We start from the raw sequence: 14,322 nt of genomic DNA on the forward strand, positions 1-14,322 counted from the left end.
CCGCCTGCCGCCGCGGCGTCTTCATCCCCTTCTCTGCCGGTCCGCGCGGTGCCGCGGTGGTTCCGTCCTGCCCTGAAGTCAGACGGCCTGCCACAGCGCCGGCACGTTCGGCGGCTCCCATCCCGGCATGGCCTGATGGCCCTGGAGGCACCGGTAGGCGGTGGTGCCGTACGTGACGGTGTCACCGGCCTTGTAGACGGTGCCCGCCGCCCAGGTGCCGCCGGGCGGGTCGGTGGGCGGGTCGGTCGGCCCGCCGTCCTTGGTGGTCAGGGTCAGCCCGTAGACCTGCAGCGCGGCGTTGACGGGCTGGAAGTAGGTGGTGCCGCCGCCGCTGCAGTTGCCGGAGCCGCCGGAGGTCATGCCCTGGGCCTGGGTGCCGGAGATGAACGAGCCGCCGGAGTCGCCGGGTTCGGCGCAGACGTCGGTCCTGGTCACCGGGCTGACGGTGCCCTGCGGGTAGGTGACGCTGGAGTTGCGCTGCTGGATGGTGCCGCAGTGCCAGCCGGTGGTGGAGCCGGAGCGGCACACGGAGGCGCGTTCGACGGCCTCGGTGGAGCCCTGGACCTGCTTGGTGCCGGTGCCGTAGCCGTTGACCGTCGGGGTGGAGGTCCACTGGCTGCTGGCGCCGACCCAGGCGTAGTCGCGGCCGGGGAAGGTCGAACCCTGGAAGCTGCCCTGGGCCTGCTGGTTGACTCCCCTGGTGGTGGCGCCCGCGGTGCCGCAGTGGCCGGCGGTGACGAAGCCGCTCTGGCCGCCGCGGTTGACGGAGAAGCCGACGGAACAGCGGCTGCCGCTGCCGATGTAGTAGGCGTCGCCGCCGACGATGTCCGCGTAGGTACGGGGCTTCTCGTCGGACCGCTGGACCTTCAGCAGGCTCGCGTCGACCCCGGCGGCGGCGGCGAAGCGCTCGGCCGCGGCGGGCCTGGAGGTGTGCAGGACGACGCGGTTGGCGGTGGTGTCCACGTACCAGACGGGCACGTGGGCGGGCGAGGAGCGCTCGGCGATCCGGTCCAGACCGGCCTTGGCCGCGGCCAGTTCGGCGAGGCTGTGGTCGACGATCTTCGCCCGGGCGCCCTCGTCGGCGATCCGCCGCGCTTCGGTGGCGTCGGTCGTCGCCACCACGACGTCGGCGGAGGTCTTGCCCGACACCCACGCTCCCCCGTAACTGCGGCCCAGCGACAGCCGCAGCGTGCCGGCGACGGCGCCGGCCGCGCTCTCGTTGGCCAGCCGTCTCTCGGCCTGATGCGCGGTGAGGCCGAGATCCCGCTGCATCGCCTTGAGCAGGCCCGGGGAGTACTGCCCCGAGGCCGAGTCGGGCGTGCCAGGGGAGTCGGACCCGAAGGCCGCTCCCTGGAGCCCGGCGAGGACGAGCGCGCCGATGGCGACGGTGGCGCCGGCCGCGCCCATGACCCGTTTGTGGAGCATGGAAGTCTCCTTGGTTTCGTGATTACCGCGAAACCGTAGCCATGGGCACGTCAGGTCGGCAGATACCAGTCCGCCCCCGCCATCGCGTTATGGAACCGCGGCGGCGGGGGCGTGGGAGCCGCAGGCCCTGTCCCCCGTCAGACGGCGACCGGGGCGGGCGCCGTGCCGAAGTCCGGGTGCGCCTGCAGCCATTCGCGGTAGCTGCGGCTGCGCCGCGCGGCCTCGGCGTGCGCGGCGCGGGCGTAGCCGGTGACCGCCGCGGCGGTGCCGGCGGCGGGCGTCTGGGGGTGCCAGCCGATGAGGTGCCGCCAGCTCAGCGGGTGCCCCACCAGCGGCCGGGTGGCCAGCCCCGGGGTCGGCGGGAACGTCGCCCGGCACAGCCCCACCGCCCGCCCCACCTGGGCCAGATGGACGCAGGAGGCGCTGTCGGTCTCGTACACGGAGGCGGGCGTGAACCCGGCGCGGATGCAGGCCGCGGCGAAGCAGTCGCCGAAGCAGCCGTCGCCGGGCACGTCGGTCCAGTTCTCCCCTGCCAGGTCGCGCAGCTCGATCTGGCGGCGCCCGGCGAGCGGGTGTTCCGCGGTGAGCATGACGAAGACGGGGTCGGTGCCGACGTTCTGCCACACGAGCCGGTCGGTGAGCGGCGGGCGGCTGTCGCCGCAGACGCCGATCAGGGCGAAGTCCAGCCGCCCTTCGGCGAGCATGCCGGCCAGCTCGCGTACCGACCAGCGGGTGTACGTCGTCACGGGGGTCGCCGGGTGCGCGGTGGCGACCCGGTCGATGAGGCCGCCGAGCAGCGGGCCGTGGGTGCCGCCGAGCCGGAACCGCGGCATGCCGCCCCACGCGCGCGCGAACCGCACGGCGTCCTGCTGCAGTTCGAGCACGCCGGGCAGCAGCACCCGGGCGCGGTCGAGGACGAGTTCGCCGAGCGCCGTCGGGCGCACGCCGTGTCTGCCCCGGTCGAAGAGCGGGCCGCCGAGTGCGCGCTCGATGCGCTTCAACTGTGCGCTCAGCGCGGGCTGGGCGAGCCCGAGCGCGGTGGCGGCCCGGGTGAGGCTGCCCTCCTCGGCGATGGCCCGAATGGTCTTCAGGTGCCGCAACTCCAGGTCCATGCGGTCAGCTTGCGGTCCTGCGGCAGCCCCGGCAACCTTTTGGTCCGGACCAATGTCGAGGAGGGTGAACACGAGGTGTCCGCAGACCCCGTCCCCATGCACCGGCTGGAGGTCCCCGCCCCGGAGGTCCTCCCCTTCGCCCTCGGGTCGTTCGACTCGATCGGCCCGCTGTCCCGCGCCGGCTTCCCGCACCGGCACACCTTCCACGAGATCGTCTACGTCCGCGCCGGCCAAGGGCACCACGTGGTCGACCAGCGCAGATGGCCGATCGCCCCGCCCCACCTGGGCATCGTCACCCCGGGGCAGGTGCACCACTGGGAGGAGGCGGCCGGCCTCGACGGCTGGGTGATGATCTTCACCGAGGACTTCCTGCTGCCCACGCCCGAGGACCGGGACCGGCTGCGCGAGCTGTCCCGGGTCTCGTGGCTGAGCCCGGACCCGCGCTCGGCGGGGATCCTCGCGGCGCTCTTCGCCGAGATGGCGCGGGAGTACGCCGGCCGGGCGCCCGGCTTCATCAGCGTGCTCCAGTCGTATCTGCACGTGCTGCTGATCCGTGCGGACCGGCTGTCCCGGACGGCCCGTACGGAACCGGAGGGCCGCGGCGACGCCGGGCCCGCGGCGGGCCGGGCGGCGGAGATCGCCCGGCGGTTCGACCGGCTGCTGACCGAACCGGGCGCCGCGGTGGCCGAGTTGTCCGTACGCGGCTGTGCGGCGAGCGTGGGTGTCTCCGTGGGATATCTCAACGAGGCGGTCAAGCGGGTCACCGGGTTCACCCCGGGCCATCTGATCAGGCAGGCGCAGGCCCGTGAGGCCAAGCGGCTGCTGGCCGCTACCGATCTGACCGTACGTCAGGTGGCCCGGCTGGCCGGGTTCTCCGACCCCGCGTACTTCAGCCGGTTCTTCCGCCGGGAGACCGGCAGCAGCCCCGGCGACTACCGCCGCGGCACCCGTGCGGATCACCACGATCGCCGGATTCTGTCCATCGACTGCCCCGGCGGGGCCGAATAGCGTCACTGGCGCCCCGCCGGATGCGGCGCCACCGCGCCGGTCCGGACGCGGGGTTCACGACCCCACTCCCCCGACCGAGGAGCCGTGACGCCGTGACAGACCAGGACAAGCCCGCACCGGACGAGGGCGCGCAGCCGCAGGAGAAGTCCGGGATCCGCCGCAAGGACCTGCTCAAGGCCGCGCTCGTCGCCGCGCCGCTGCCGCTGCTCGTCGGCGGCGCCGCCGCCCCCGTCCTCGCCCGCGACCGGGCGGAGACCGGCGGCGAGCTGACCCCGACGCCGGAGGCGTGCGACCCCGGGGACCCGCCGACGCGGCAGCAGACCGAGGGCCCGTACTTCAAGCCCAACTCCCCGCAGCGCACCTCGCTGGTGGACCCGGGCACCCCGGGCACCCGGCTGACCGTGAGCGGGTACGTCTTCGGGCTCACCTGCCAGCCGATCGCCAACGCGCTGCTGGACTTCTGGCAGGCGGACGTGAACGGCGCGTACGACAACACCGGTTACCGCTTCCGCGGCCACCAGTACAGCGACGCGCAGGGCCGGTTCAGCCTGCAGACGATCGTGCCCGGCCTGTACCCGGGCCGCACCCGCCACATCCACGTCAAGGTGCAGGCGCCGAACAACCCGATCCTGACGACGCAGCTCTACTTCCCGAACGAGCCGCGGAACAACACCGACACGATCTTCCACCCGTCGCTGGTCATGACGGTGCGGGACGTGGGAGGCGGCCGGGAGGGCACGTTCGACTTCGTGCTCAACGTGCGGCAGAACCCGGACCCGCCGGACCCGCCCGGCGGCACCTGGGCGGCCGGCACCCCGTACCGGCCCGGCGACACCGTCACGTACGGCGGCGTCACCTACCGCTGCCTCCAGGCGCACACGGCCTCCTCCGGCTGGGAGCCGCCGAACGTGCCCGCCCTCTGGCAGGCCGCCTGAGAGCCGCGGCCCGTCCGCGATCCGGGCCGGGCCGCACCCAGACCCGCGCCGCCGCGGCACCCGGGGCCCACCTCCCCGGCCCGCGGCGGCGCGGCTCCACGCGTTTCCGGCCGGTGCGGGAAAGCGCTCCCCCGCGTCTTGACGGGGCGTCAATCCGCCGCGATCCTCTGGTTACTCAATCGTAGAAAAGATCCTCACCTTTTCGCGCCACCGGAGGCGGGACCCCCATGACCCGACAGCCGTACCTGCGCAAGGCCGGCCTGATCACCCTCGTCACGGTCCTCTTCGCCGCCCTGACGGCGCTCGGCACCGGGCCGGGCACCGCCGCCGCGGCGAACGACTGGTGGGACCCCGTCGCGCGGCCCGCCCCCGACTCCGGGGTGAACGTCACCGGCGAGCCGTTCCGCGGCACCGACGCCCAGGGCGACGTGCGCGGCTTCGTCGACGCGCACAACCACGTGATGTCCAACGAGGGCTTCGGCGGCCGGATCATCTGCGGCAAGCCGTTCGACCAGCGGGGCGTCACCGAGGCGCTGAAGGACTGCCCCGAGCACTACCCGGACGGCGCGCTCGCCCTCTTCGAGAACGTCACCGGCGGCGCCGACGGCCACCACGACCCGGTCGGCTGGCCGACGTTCGAGCACTGGCCGGCCAACGACTCGCTCAGCCACCAGCAGAACTACTACGCCTGGCTGGAGCGTGCCTGGCGCGGCGGGCAGCGGGTCCTGGTGCAGGACCTGGTCACCAACGGCCTGCTCTGCTCGGTCTATCCGGCCAAGGACCGCGGCTGCGACGAGATGGACTCGATCAGGCTGCAGGCCGAGAAGACCTACGAGATGCAGGACTACGTCGACGCCATGTACGGCGGCGCCGGCCGCGGCTGGTTCCGTATCGTCACCGACGCCCAGCAGGCGCGCGCGGTGGTCGAACAGGGCAAGCTCGCCGTCGTGCTGGGCGTGGAGACCTCCGAGCCGTTCGGCTGCAAGCAGGTGCTGGGCGTCGCGCAGTGCGACAAGGGGGACATCGACCGCGGTCTGGACGAGTTGTACGGCATGGGCGTGCGCAGCATGTTCCTCTGCCACAAGTTCGACAACGCGCTGTGCGGCGTGCGCTTCGACTCCGGCACGATCGGCGCGGCGGTCAACATCGGGCAGTTCCTCTCCACCGGCACGTTCTGGACCACGGAGAAGTGCACCGGCCGGCAGCAGGACAACCCCATCGGCCTGGCGGACCCGCCCGCCGAGGCGGCGAAGCTGCTGCCCGCTGGGGTGTCCGTGCCGTCGTACGACCAGGAGGCCCGGTGCAACACCCGCGGGCTGAGCGGGCTCGGCGAGTACGCGGTGCTCGGGATGATGGACCGCAACATGATGCTGGAGCTGGACCACATGAGCGTCAAGGCCGCCGGCCGGGCGCTGGACATCCTGGAGTCGGGGTCGTATCCGGGCGTCCTGTCCAGCCACAGTTGGATGGACCTGGACTGGACCGAGCGGCTCTACCGCCTCGGCGGCTTCTCCGCCCAGTACATGAACGCGGCCGAGGACTTCGTCGAGCAGGGCCGGCGCGGCGCCGAGCTGCGCGACAAGTACGGCGCCGGATACGGGTACGGCACCGACATGAACGGCGTCGGCGGCTGGCCCGCGCCCCGCGGAGCGGACGCCCCGGACAAGGTCGCGTACCCCTTCAGGAGCGCCGACGGCGGCTCAGTCCTCGACCGGCAGGTCACCGGCGAGCGCACCTGGGACTTCAACACCGACGGCGGCGCGCACGCGGGCCTCGTACCCGACTGGATCGAGCAGATGCGGCTGCACGGCGGCGGCGACGTGGTCGAGGACCTGATGGCGGGCGCCGAGTCGTATCTGACGACCTGGGGCGCCACCCAGAGCCACGAGCGGCCGGCGAACCTCGCCGCGGGCGCCGCGGCGACCGCCAGCTCCACCGAGTTCAGCCTGCTGACGAGCTACGCCCCCGGCCGCGCCGTCGACGGCGACCGCGGCACCCGCTGGGCCAGCCACTGGAACGACGACCAGTGGCTGCGGCTCGACCTCGGCGAGAGCCGCCGGATCGGCCGGGTCACGCTCGACTGGGAGCGGGCCTACGCCAAGTCGTACCGCGTCGAGGTCTCCGCGGACGCGAACGCCTGGCGCACGGTGTGGGCCACGGAGAGCGGCGACGGCGGACTCGACACCGCGGTGTTCGACGCCACCGACGCCCGCTATGTCCGGGTGGTCGGCGTGCAGCGGGGCACCGGGCACGGCTATTCGCTCTACGAGGTCGGCGTCCACGCCCGCTGACGGTTCGGCGTAAGATCGGCCAATGGCTGACTTGACCGAAACCACACCCGGCTGGCTGGCTCCCGAGGAGCTGGAGTCGGCGCGCGCACGGATGCCGGTCCTCTACGTCGACGCGGTGCCCGTGCGCGTCGATGACCGGGGCGAGGTCACACACGTCGGCCTGCTGCTGCGGATCGGCCCGGACGGCGCGGTGAGCCGCGCCCTGGTCTCCGGCCGGGTGCTGCACCACGAGCGGGTCAGGGACGCGCTGCTGCGGCATCTGGAGAAGGACCTCGGCCCGGTGGCGCTGCCGCGGGTGCCGTCGTCGCCGCAGCCGTTCACGATCGCCGAGTACTTCCCGACGCAGGGCCTCACGCCGTACCACGATCCGCGGCAGCACGCGGTGTCGCTGGCGTACATCGTGCCGGTGGCGGGCGACTGCCGGCCGCGGCAGGACGCGCTGGACTTCGTCTGGTTCACGCCCCAGGAGGCGGCCTCTCCGGTCGTCCAGCAGGAGATGCCCGGCGGCCAGGGCCACCTGCTCAAGCAGGCGCTCGCGCACGTCGGATACGTCTCTTCCTGAGCGCCCCTCCTCCCCGGCCCCCGGGCCGCCGCCGCCTCAGCCGTCCGCCGGGCCGGCCCACTCCAGCCGTCCTGCCGACGCCGCGGCGCTCACCGCGGCGACCGGCCACGCCGCCTGGTCGCCGCGGTCCGGGGCGAGCTGCGCCGCGCGCCGGAACTGGCCGGCCGCGGCGGCGTAGGCGGTACGGCGCCGGGCGCGTTCGGCCGCCGCCGCGATCTCGGCGGCGGCGCCCGCGTCCCGGGCCGTGGTGGCGGCCGCGAGGTGGTGGGCACGGCAGTCGGGGTCGCCGGTGGCCCCGGCCAGCGCGCGATGGGCGGCGATCCGGGCGGACAGCGGCGCACCCCGGTACGCGGCGGTGGCGATCAGCGGGTGCCGGAAGGCGACCGCGCTGCCGGTGGTGTGCAGCAGCCCGGAGCGGTCGAGTTCGTCGAGTCCGGTGCCGAGCGCGTCAGCGGCGCGCAGCAGCAGCGGCAGGTCGCCGCGGGCCTCGGCGGCGGCGAGCACGGCCATCAGCCGGGCCCGCTCGGGCAGGCCGTCGAGCCGGGCCCGGAACGCGGCGAGCACCCGGTCGGCGGCCGGCAGCGGTTCCCGCGCCCCGGGGGCGGCGCCCGGCTCGGTGCCGGCCGCGGTGGCGAACTCCAGCAGCGCCAGCGGGTTCCCCGCCGACTCTCCGACGATCCGGTCGCGCAGCTCCGGCGCGAACCCGCGGTCCGCGAGCAGGTCCGCGGCGTCCCGGGCGCCGAGCCGCGGCAGCGGCAGCTCCGCCAGCCCCGCGAAGCCCAGCTCCGCCTCCCGCTCGGCGCCGGTCACGCGCAGCACCGGCAGGCCGAGCCCGGCCGCCTCCCCCGCGGTCCACTCCAGCAGCGCGGACTTGCCGATCCCGGCCTCGCCGCGGAGCACGAGCGCACCGCTGCGGCCGCCGGGTCAGGGGCGGCCGGCGTCGGGGACGTGCTCCGCCTCGGGCGGCGGGGCCGGCGGGGTGCCGTCGCCGAAGGGGTGCCCGCCCAGGTGCTCGCGGTGGTGCGGGGTCAGCCAGCCGGAGAGGTCGGGCCCGGCGGGGACGACGCCGGTGGGGTTGATGCCCGTGTGGACCTCGTAGTAGTGGCGCTTGATGTGGTCGAAGTCGACCGTGTCGCCGAAGCCCGGGGTCTGGTAGAGGTCGCGGGCGTACGCCCACAGCACCGGGTCCTCCGCGATCTTGTTGCGGTTGCACTTGAAGTGGCCCTGGTAGACGGGGTCGAAGCGGACCAGGGTGGTGAACAGCCGGATGTCGGCTTCCGTGATGGTGTCGCCGACGAGGTAGCGACGGCCGGACAGCCGCGCGGACAGCTCGTCCAACTGCCGGAACACGTCGTGGTACGCGACCTCGTACTCGTCCTGCGTGGTGGCGAAGCCGGCCCGGTAGACGCCGTTGTTGACGTTCCGGTAGACGCCGTCCATCACCTCGTCGATCTCGTCGCGCAGCGCCTCGGGGTAGAGGTCGGGCGCGCCGTCGCGGTGCAGGGCGGTCCACTCGGTGGCGAAGTCCAGGGTGATCTGCTGGAAGTCGTTGGTGACGAGCTTGCCGCTGGGCACGTCGACGATCGCGGGGACGCTGACGCCGCCCGGGTAGCCGGTCTCGCGCGCGTCGTACGCCTCGCTGAGGAAGCGGATGCCCAGCACCGGGTCGCGGTCGCCGGGGTCGAGGGTGAAGCGCCAGCTCCGGTCGTCCTGGATCGGGTCGGTGACGCCGATGGAGATCGCGGGCTCCAGGCCGAGCAGCCGCCGCGAGATCAGCGTGCGGTTGGCCCAGGGGCAGGCGCGGTTGACGACGAGCCGGTAGCGCCCGGCCTCGACGGGCCAGCCGTCCTCGCCGGCCGCGGTGATCCGGTCGGCGAAGTGGCTGCGGGACCGCTTGAAGCGCTTCCTGCCGTACTCCGTGTTCCCCTGGCCCGCCCCGTCGCTCGCGCTGCTGCCCATCGCCGGCTCCTTCGTCGACCTGCCTGACACCACCTGCCCCATTGTCCAGTGCGGCCCCGCTCGCTGTCAGGCGATGCGGTGCCCACCGGGCGCGTCGCCACACGGCCGGATCAGGGCTTTGCTCCGGCGGTGCGGTAGTGGTATGTGCACAGCTCGCGGAACCCCGCGCGTGCGTAGAGCCGCAGGGCCGCCGGGTTGTCGCGCTCCACCTGGAGGTACAGACGCGCCGCGCCGTGCGCCCCGGCCCAGTCCGCCAGCGCGCCGAGCACCCGCGCGCCGGCGCCCCTCCCCCGCGCGGCGGGCACGGTGGCCATGGCGAAGACGCCGGCCCAGCCGGAGTCGGCGACCGCGCGGCCCACGGCCACCGTCTCGTCGCCGTCCAGGACGCGGGCGTACGCGGACGGTCCCGCGACCCGGTCGAGCAGCCCCCGCGCGGCGGGCCCCGCGCCCCCGCCGTGGACGGCGTGCCAGACGGCGAACCACGCGTCGCCCGGGCGGTCTTCGATACGTACCCGGAGCGGGCCCCCGCCCCGCTGCCCCGGCACGTCGGCGACCGCGGCGGCCTGGAGGGAGACGGGGTGCGCGCGGTCGTAGCCGCGCCCGGCGAGCAGGCCGTCGAGCCCGGCGGGGCAGGCGGCCGGGGTGATCTGGAACCGCGCCGTGCCCCCGTGCCGGGCGTAGAACTCCTCGGCGCGCGCCACCCGGCGCGCCAGCTCCGCCGCGGTGGAGGTGTCAGGACCGTCGAGCCCGTCGGGACCGTGCGGCAGCACCGAGGCCACCCACCACGAGCTGCCCGAGTCGTGCCGCAGCCACCAGCCGTCCGCGTGCTCGACCTGTTCCGCGGGCAGTGCCCGTGCCGCCCGCTCCTGCAGCCCGCGCACGGTCTCGGCCAGGGCGCCACCCGCGCCGGGGGACTCCGAGGGGATCATCCGGGCACTCTAGGTGTATTGCCCGGAGAGGTTGGGGACGCGGGTGGCGGGTGGTTGGCCCTTCAGCGCGGTGTGTCCGCGGTGGTGATTGTAGGTGTGCAGCCATGTGGGGAAGGCGTCGCGTCGTTCCTGTTCTGATCGGTAGGGCTTTGCGTAGGCCCACTCGTCGAGCAGGGTGCGGTTGAGGCGTTCGACCTTGCCGTTGGTCTGTGGCCGGTAGGGCCGGGTTCGCTTGTGAGTGATCCCTGCGTCGGCGAGTGCATCGCGCCAGGTGTGCGACTTGTAGCAGGCGCCGTTGTCGGTCAGTACGCGCTCGACGGTGATGCCGCAGTCGGTGAAGAAGGCGTGGGCGCGGGTCCAGAAGGCGGTGGCGGTCTCCTTCTTCTCGTCGGTGTGGATTTCGCTGTAGGCGAGGCGGGAGTGGTCGTCGACGGCGGTGTGGAGGTAGCTGTAGCCGGCGTTCTTGCGGGTCTTGCGGCCGGCTTGCCGGCCCAGGACCTTGTGGCCGCCGCCGTCGGGGATGTTGCCGAGCTTCTTGATGTCGACGTGCACCAGTTCGCCGGGGCGGTCGCGTTCGTAGCGGCGGATGACGCGGCCCGTGGCCCGGTCCAGGTGGGTCAGGCGGGCCAGGCGGTAGCGGGTCAGCACGCGGTGCACGGTCGAGGGGATCAGACCGAGCAGGTGGGCGATGCGGGCTGGTCCCCAGCGGCGCAGGACGCGGACCTTGATGATCCGGCGCTCGGTGCGGGTCGGGGTCCGGCGCGGGCAGCGGCGGGGGCGGCTGGAGCGGTCGGCCATGCCCGCCTCACCACACGCGCGGTAGCGGTCGGCCCACCGCTGTGCGGTGGTCGGCGATACCTGGAAGCGCTCGGCAGCACGGCGCAGGGGCCAGCCGTCCTCGACCACGCAGCGGGCCAGACGCAGCCGGCCAGTCTCGGTCAGGGGTGCATTACGGTGTGGCATGAGGGTCTTTCTGTTGGTGTAGATGTCGCAATCCACACCGAACAGGAAGGCCCTCACCTCTTCAAGATCCCACAGCCGAGACCTCGCCCACCCGTCCACAACCTCCCCGGACAGAACATCTAGGCCGCCGTGGCGGCCGGGAAACACGGTGGCACCCGGCCGCCGCGGTCTGCGAGGGTGACGGCGATGAACACCGCATTCCGCCCCGGTCTCGCGCTGGCCCGGGACTTCCACGCCGAGGCCGTCGCCCCGCTCCTGGACCGGGTGCTCGCCGGGACGCCGTACGCGGCCGCGCTGCTGGGCTGGGGTTCGGAGGTGCAGGGCTTCGACACCCCGCGCTCGACGGACCACGCCTGGGGCCCGCGGCTGCAGGTGTTCCTCGCCCCGGCCGACCACCGGGCGCACGCCGCGGCGCTGACCGCGCTGCTCGACCGGGAGCTGCCCGAGCGGTTCGGCGGCTACCCGGTGCGCTTCGCGTTCCCCGGCGGCACGGCGCCGCGGCACTGGGTCGACGTGCTCGACACCGGCGCGCACTTCGCGGCGCAGCTCGGCGAGGTGCCGGACGGCGGGCTGCCGGTGGGCGGTTGGCTGGCCGCGCCGTGGCAGGTGCTGCGGGAGCTGACGGGCGGCGCGGTGTTCCATGACGGCGCCGGGGTGCTCACCTCGTACCGGGAGCACCTCCGCTGGTATCCGGACCCGGTGTGGCGCTACGTACTGGCGTGCCAGTGGCAGCGGCTGCACCAGGAGGAGCCGTTCGTCGGGCGCTGCGGGGAGGTCGGGGACGACCTGGGGTCCGCGGTGACCGCCGCCCGGCAGGCGCGGGAGCTGATGCGGCTGTGCCTGCTGATGCGCCGGGTCTACCCGCCGTACGGCAAGTGGCTCGGCTCCGCCTTCGCCGCGCTCCCGGAGGCGGCGGAGCTGGCGCCGCTGCTGTCCGGGGCGCTGGCGGCGCGCGGCTGGCGGGAGCGCGAGCGGCAGTTGTCGCCCGCGTACGAGCGGGTGGCGCGGCTGCACAACGAGCTGGAGCTAACCGAGCCGCTGGCGCCGGAGGTGCACCCCTTCTACGAGCGGCCGTTCCTCGTGCTGGGCGCCGAGCGCTTCTGCGCCGCGCTGCTGGCCACGGTCGGCGACCCGGAGCTGGCGGCGCTGCCGCCGGTGGGGTCCGTGGACCAGTACGCCGACAGCACCGACCTCACGGCACACGGCTTCGCCGACCGCCGCCGCCGCTATCTCGCCCGGCCCGGCGGACCCGTCAACTGACGGGCGGGGCCGGCGGCCGCCCGCCGCGCAGCCGGCGCAGCACCAGCAGGCCGCCGACGCCCGGGACGACCGCCCGCGGCCGGGTGCCGGGCGCGGTGTGCGCCGGGGTCGTCGCCCAGGTGAGGGCGATGACCGCGAGGTAGGCGGTGCCGTGCAGCGGGCCGCCGAGGGCGGTGACGGCGCCGGTGTGCACGGTGGCCAGGTTGACCAGCAGGGCCGCGAGGGTGACCAGTTCGACGGTGGCGGCGATCCGCAGCGCGCGCACGGCTCAGGCCCCCGTGGTGGAGCCGGGGCGGACGATCATCAGCACGACGACGACCGCCCACAGCAGGTTGAAGACCCCGGTGAGCATGGCCAGCCGGCCCGCCGCGGGGCGCAGTCCTTCATCCGCCACGGCCGGGGCGTCGCCGCTCACCCCGGTGAGCATGCGCTGCTGTCCCGGCAGGATCGCGAGCACCAGCAGGGCCGCGGCGCCGGTCGTCAGCGCGATCGAGGCGAGCAGCCAGGCGTCGGTCAGCACCCCGAGCTGCGCTCCGGTGGCCACGCCGAAGGCGGGCACGGCCAGGCCCACGACGGCGTACGCGCGGCAGACGCGGTGCAGGAACGCGGGTGTCCGGTCGCGGTGCGCGGGGTCGGCGGCGGCCGACTCGCGGGCGATCCGGGGGAACACCGACGCCGCCACGGCGATCGGCCCGATAGCCAGGATCGCCGCGAGCACATGTATGGACAGCAGGACCTTCGTCACCGCAGCCTCCCGGTGGTTTATATGTTGGCTACCAATACATAGCACACCAACAACAGGAGGTAGGGTGGTCGGCCATGAGAGGCGATCCGGTACGCGGACACTTGGACGGACTGCTGCTCGCCGCGCTCGAAGGCGGCCCGCTGCACGGCTACGCGATCATCACCGCCGTGCAGCAGCGCAGCGCGGGCGCGCTTGAGCTGCGTACGGGCACGGTCTATCCGGCGCTGAACCGGCTGGAGCGCACGGGACTGCTGCGCAGCACCTGGGAGTCGGTGGGCGAGCGCCGGCGGCGCTGCTACGAGCTGACCGACGCGGGCCGCCGCGCGCTGGCCGACGAGCGCACCGCCTGGCGGGAGTTCACCAGCGCCATCGGCTCGGTCCTGGACCCGGGCCGCGCGCCGAGGCCGGCGACGTGACGGCCGCGGAGCACCGCGGCGCGGGCGCCGGCGCCGCCGCCGCTCCCGGACGCGGCGCCGTCGAGGACCACCTCGCCGCCCTGGACGCCGCGCTGCACGGCCCCGCCCGCGTCAAATCCCGGATGCTGGCGGAGGTACGCGACGGGCTCACCGACGCCGCCGACGCGCACGCCGAGGCGGGTGCGCCCTCCCCCGCCGCCGCGGCGGCCCGCGCGGTGCGCGAGTTCGGCACCGTGGCGGAGGTCGGCCCCGCGTTCCAGCGCGAGCTGACCGTCGCGCAGGCCCGGCAGACCGCGCGGATCGTCGCGCTCGTCGTCCCGTTCCTGATGGCCTGCTGGTATCTGGTCGGGGCCACCGCGGAGGACGCCGGCGGGCAACTGCCCGCGGCCGTACACGTGCTCGCGGCCAACCTGGGCGGCCTCGCCGCGCTGGCCGCGCTGCTCGCCGCCGGGTCGCTGGCCGCCACCGGCGCCATCGCCCGCCGGGCGGCCACCCCGCGGCAACTGCCGCTCGTGGTGGCCTGGACCGGCACCACCGCGGCCGTGGCACTGGCGGTCAGCGCGCTCACGCTCACCGCCGGCGCCGTGCTGGCGCAGGACTGGCCGGCGGGAGCGCTGGCCGGCGCGGTCACCCTCGTCGCGCACACCCGGCTCGCGGCCTCCGCCCGCGCCTGCCGGCACTGCGCGCTGCTCGCGCGCTGACGGTCCCGTACGCGCC

At 74.5% G+C, this 14,322-nt stretch carries 15 protein-coding genes; 7 read left to right on the forward strand and 8 right to left on the reverse strand.

What is annotated here, in order from left to right; translation table 11 throughout:
• Positions 1-78: 78 nt before the first annotated feature.
• Both CXR04_RS01115 and CXR04_RS01120 read right to left on the reverse strand, forming a co-directional pair.
• Positions 79-1,425 (reverse strand): carbohydrate-binding protein, encoded by a 1,347-nt coding sequence (locus tag CXR04_RS01115; RefSeq protein WP_101420038.1) that lies wholly within the window; start codon positions 1,423-1,425, stop codon positions 79-81.
• 137 nt (positions 1,426-1,562) lie between these two features.
• A complete protein-coding gene (locus tag CXR04_RS01120) occupies positions 1,563-2,537 on the reverse strand; it encodes a LysR family transcriptional regulator (RefSeq protein WP_101420039.1) in 975 nt (324 codons plus the stop codon).
• 96 nt (positions 2,538-2,633) lie between these two features.
• Here CXR04_RS01120 and CXR04_RS01125 point away from each other — a divergent pair, with 96 nt between their 5' ends.
• From CXR04_RS01125 to CXR04_RS01140, 4 genes are all read left to right on the forward strand, one after another.
• Positions 2,634-3,545 (forward strand): helix-turn-helix domain-containing protein, encoded by a 912-nt coding sequence (locus CXR04_RS01125; protein WP_101420040.1) that lies wholly within the window; start codon positions 2,634-2,636, stop codon positions 3,543-3,545.
• 92 nt (positions 3,546-3,637) lie between these two features.
• Positions 3,638-4,480, forward strand: coding sequence for a dioxygenase family protein (locus tag CXR04_RS01130; RefSeq protein ID WP_101420041.1), 843 nt, complete (start codon positions 3,638-3,640; stop codon positions 4,478-4,480).
• Positions 4,481-4,707: 227 nt separating this feature from the next.
• Entirely contained in the window at positions 4,708-6,771 is a 2,064-nt protein-coding gene (locus CXR04_RS01135) for a discoidin domain-containing protein (RefSeq protein WP_101420042.1), read from the forward strand.
• A gap of 22 nt (positions 6,772-6,793) precedes the next feature.
• On the forward strand, positions 6,794-7,333 hold the full coding sequence (locus CXR04_RS01140; protein WP_173534908.1) for an NUDIX hydrolase family protein: 540 nt from the start codon (positions 6,794-6,796) through the stop codon (positions 7,331-7,333).
• 36 nt (positions 7,334-7,369) lie between these two features.
• Here CXR04_RS01140 and CXR04_RS01145 read toward each other — a convergent pair whose 3' ends face one another.
• The 4 genes from CXR04_RS01145 to CXR04_RS01160 form a co-directional block, all read right to left on the reverse strand.
• Positions 7,370-8,233, reverse strand: coding sequence for a hypothetical protein (locus tag CXR04_RS01145; protein ID WP_234379973.1), 864 nt, complete (start codon positions 8,231-8,233; stop codon positions 7,370-7,372).
• Between the two features lie 24 nt (positions 8,234-8,257).
• The gene (locus tag CXR04_RS01150) at positions 8,258-9,292 is read right to left on the reverse strand and encodes a glutathione S-transferase family protein (RefSeq protein WP_101420043.1); all 1,035 of its coding nucleotides are present in this window, start codon (positions 9,290-9,292) and stop codon (positions 8,258-8,260) included.
• 110 nt (positions 9,293-9,402) lie between these two features.
• Positions 9,403-10,221 carry a GNAT family N-acetyltransferase gene (locus CXR04_RS01155; RefSeq protein WP_101420044.1) on the reverse strand — a complete coding sequence of 273 codons (819 nt, stop codon included), beginning with the start codon at positions 10,219-10,221 and terminating at the stop codon, positions 9,403-9,405.
• 9 nt (positions 10,222-10,230) lie between these two features.
• Positions 10,231-11,184 (reverse strand): IS481 family transposase, encoded by a 954-nt coding sequence (locus CXR04_RS01160; protein ID WP_101420045.1) that lies wholly within the window; start codon positions 11,182-11,184, stop codon positions 10,231-10,233.
• Positions 11,185-11,370: 186 nt separating this feature from the next.
• On the opposite strand from CXR04_RS01160, the gene CXR04_RS01165 reads away from it, so the two are divergent.
• Positions 11,371-12,444, forward strand: coding sequence for a DUF4037 domain-containing protein (locus tag CXR04_RS01165; protein ID WP_101420046.1), 1,074 nt, complete (start codon positions 11,371-11,373; stop codon positions 12,442-12,444).
• Here the strand turns inward: CXR04_RS01165 and CXR04_RS01170 are convergent.
• Together CXR04_RS01170 and CXR04_RS01175 are read right to left on the reverse strand one after the other, a co-directional pair.
• Positions 12,437-12,709, reverse strand: a complete 273-nt coding sequence (locus CXR04_RS01170; RefSeq protein WP_101420047.1) for a hypothetical protein — start codon at positions 12,707-12,709, stop codon at positions 12,437-12,439. The genes CXR04_RS01165 and CXR04_RS01170 overlap by 8 nt on opposite strands.
• A gap of 3 nt (positions 12,710-12,712) precedes the next feature.
• Positions 12,713-13,189: a DUF2269 family protein gene (locus CXR04_RS01175; protein WP_101420048.1), complete on the reverse strand. Its 477-nt coding sequence runs from the start codon at positions 13,187-13,189 to the stop codon at positions 12,713-12,715.
• 74 nt (positions 13,190-13,263) lie between these two features.
• On the opposite strand from CXR04_RS01175, the gene CXR04_RS01180 reads away from it, so the two are divergent.
• A complete protein-coding gene (locus tag CXR04_RS01180) occupies positions 13,264-13,605 on the forward strand; it encodes a PadR family transcriptional regulator (RefSeq protein ID WP_027742643.1) in 342 nt (113 codons plus the stop codon).
• Entirely contained in the window at positions 13,602-14,306 is a 705-nt protein-coding gene (locus tag CXR04_RS01185) for a permease prefix domain 1-containing protein (protein WP_101420049.1), read from the forward strand. Before CXR04_RS01180 ends, CXR04_RS01185 begins: the two co-directional genes overlap by 4 nt.
• Positions 14,307-14,322: the final 16 nt, after the last annotated feature.

The organism is Streptomyces sp. CMB-StM0423 (genome assembly GCF_002847285.1).
In the GTDB taxonomy this organism is placed as follows: domain Bacteria; phylum Actinomycetota; class Actinomycetes; order Streptomycetales; family Streptomycetaceae; genus Streptomyces.

Coding starts and splice junctions, on each gene's coding strand:
- CXR04_RS01160 (WP_101420045.1), bottom strand. CDS start 11,184: ATGCCACACCGTAATGCACCCCTGACCGAGACTGGCCGGCTGCGTCTG.
- CXR04_RS01155 (WP_101420044.1), bottom strand. CDS start 10,221: ATGATCCCCTCGGAGTCCCCCGGCGCGGGTGGCGCCCTGGCCGAGACC.
- CXR04_RS01115 (WP_101420038.1), bottom strand. CDS start 1,425: ATGCTCCACAAACGGGTCATGGGCGCGGCCGGCGCCACCGTCGCCATC.
- CXR04_RS01120 (WP_101420039.1), bottom strand. CDS start 2,537: ATGGACCTGGAGTTGCGGCACCTGAAGACCATTCGGGCCATCGCCGAG.
- CXR04_RS01135 (WP_101420042.1), top strand. CDS start 4,708: ATGACCCGACAGCCGTACCTGCGCAAGGCCGGCCTGATCACCCTCGTC.
- CXR04_RS01125 (WP_101420040.1), top strand. CDS start 2,634: ATGCACCGGCTGGAGGTCCCCGCCCCGGAGGTCCTCCCCTTCGCCCTC.
- CXR04_RS01180 (WP_027742643.1), top strand. CDS start 13,264: ATGAGAGGCGATCCGGTACGCGGACACTTGGACGGACTGCTGCTCGCC.
- CXR04_RS01140 (WP_173534908.1), top strand. CDS start 6,794: ATGGCTGACTTGACCGAAACCACACCCGGCTGGCTGGCTCCCGAGGAG.
- CXR04_RS01165 (WP_101420046.1), top strand. CDS start 11,371: ATGAACACCGCATTCCGCCCCGGTCTCGCGCTGGCCCGGGACTTCCAC.
- CXR04_RS01150 (WP_101420043.1), bottom strand. CDS start 9,292: ATGGGCAGCAGCGCGAGCGACGGGGCGGGCCAGGGGAACACGGAGTAC.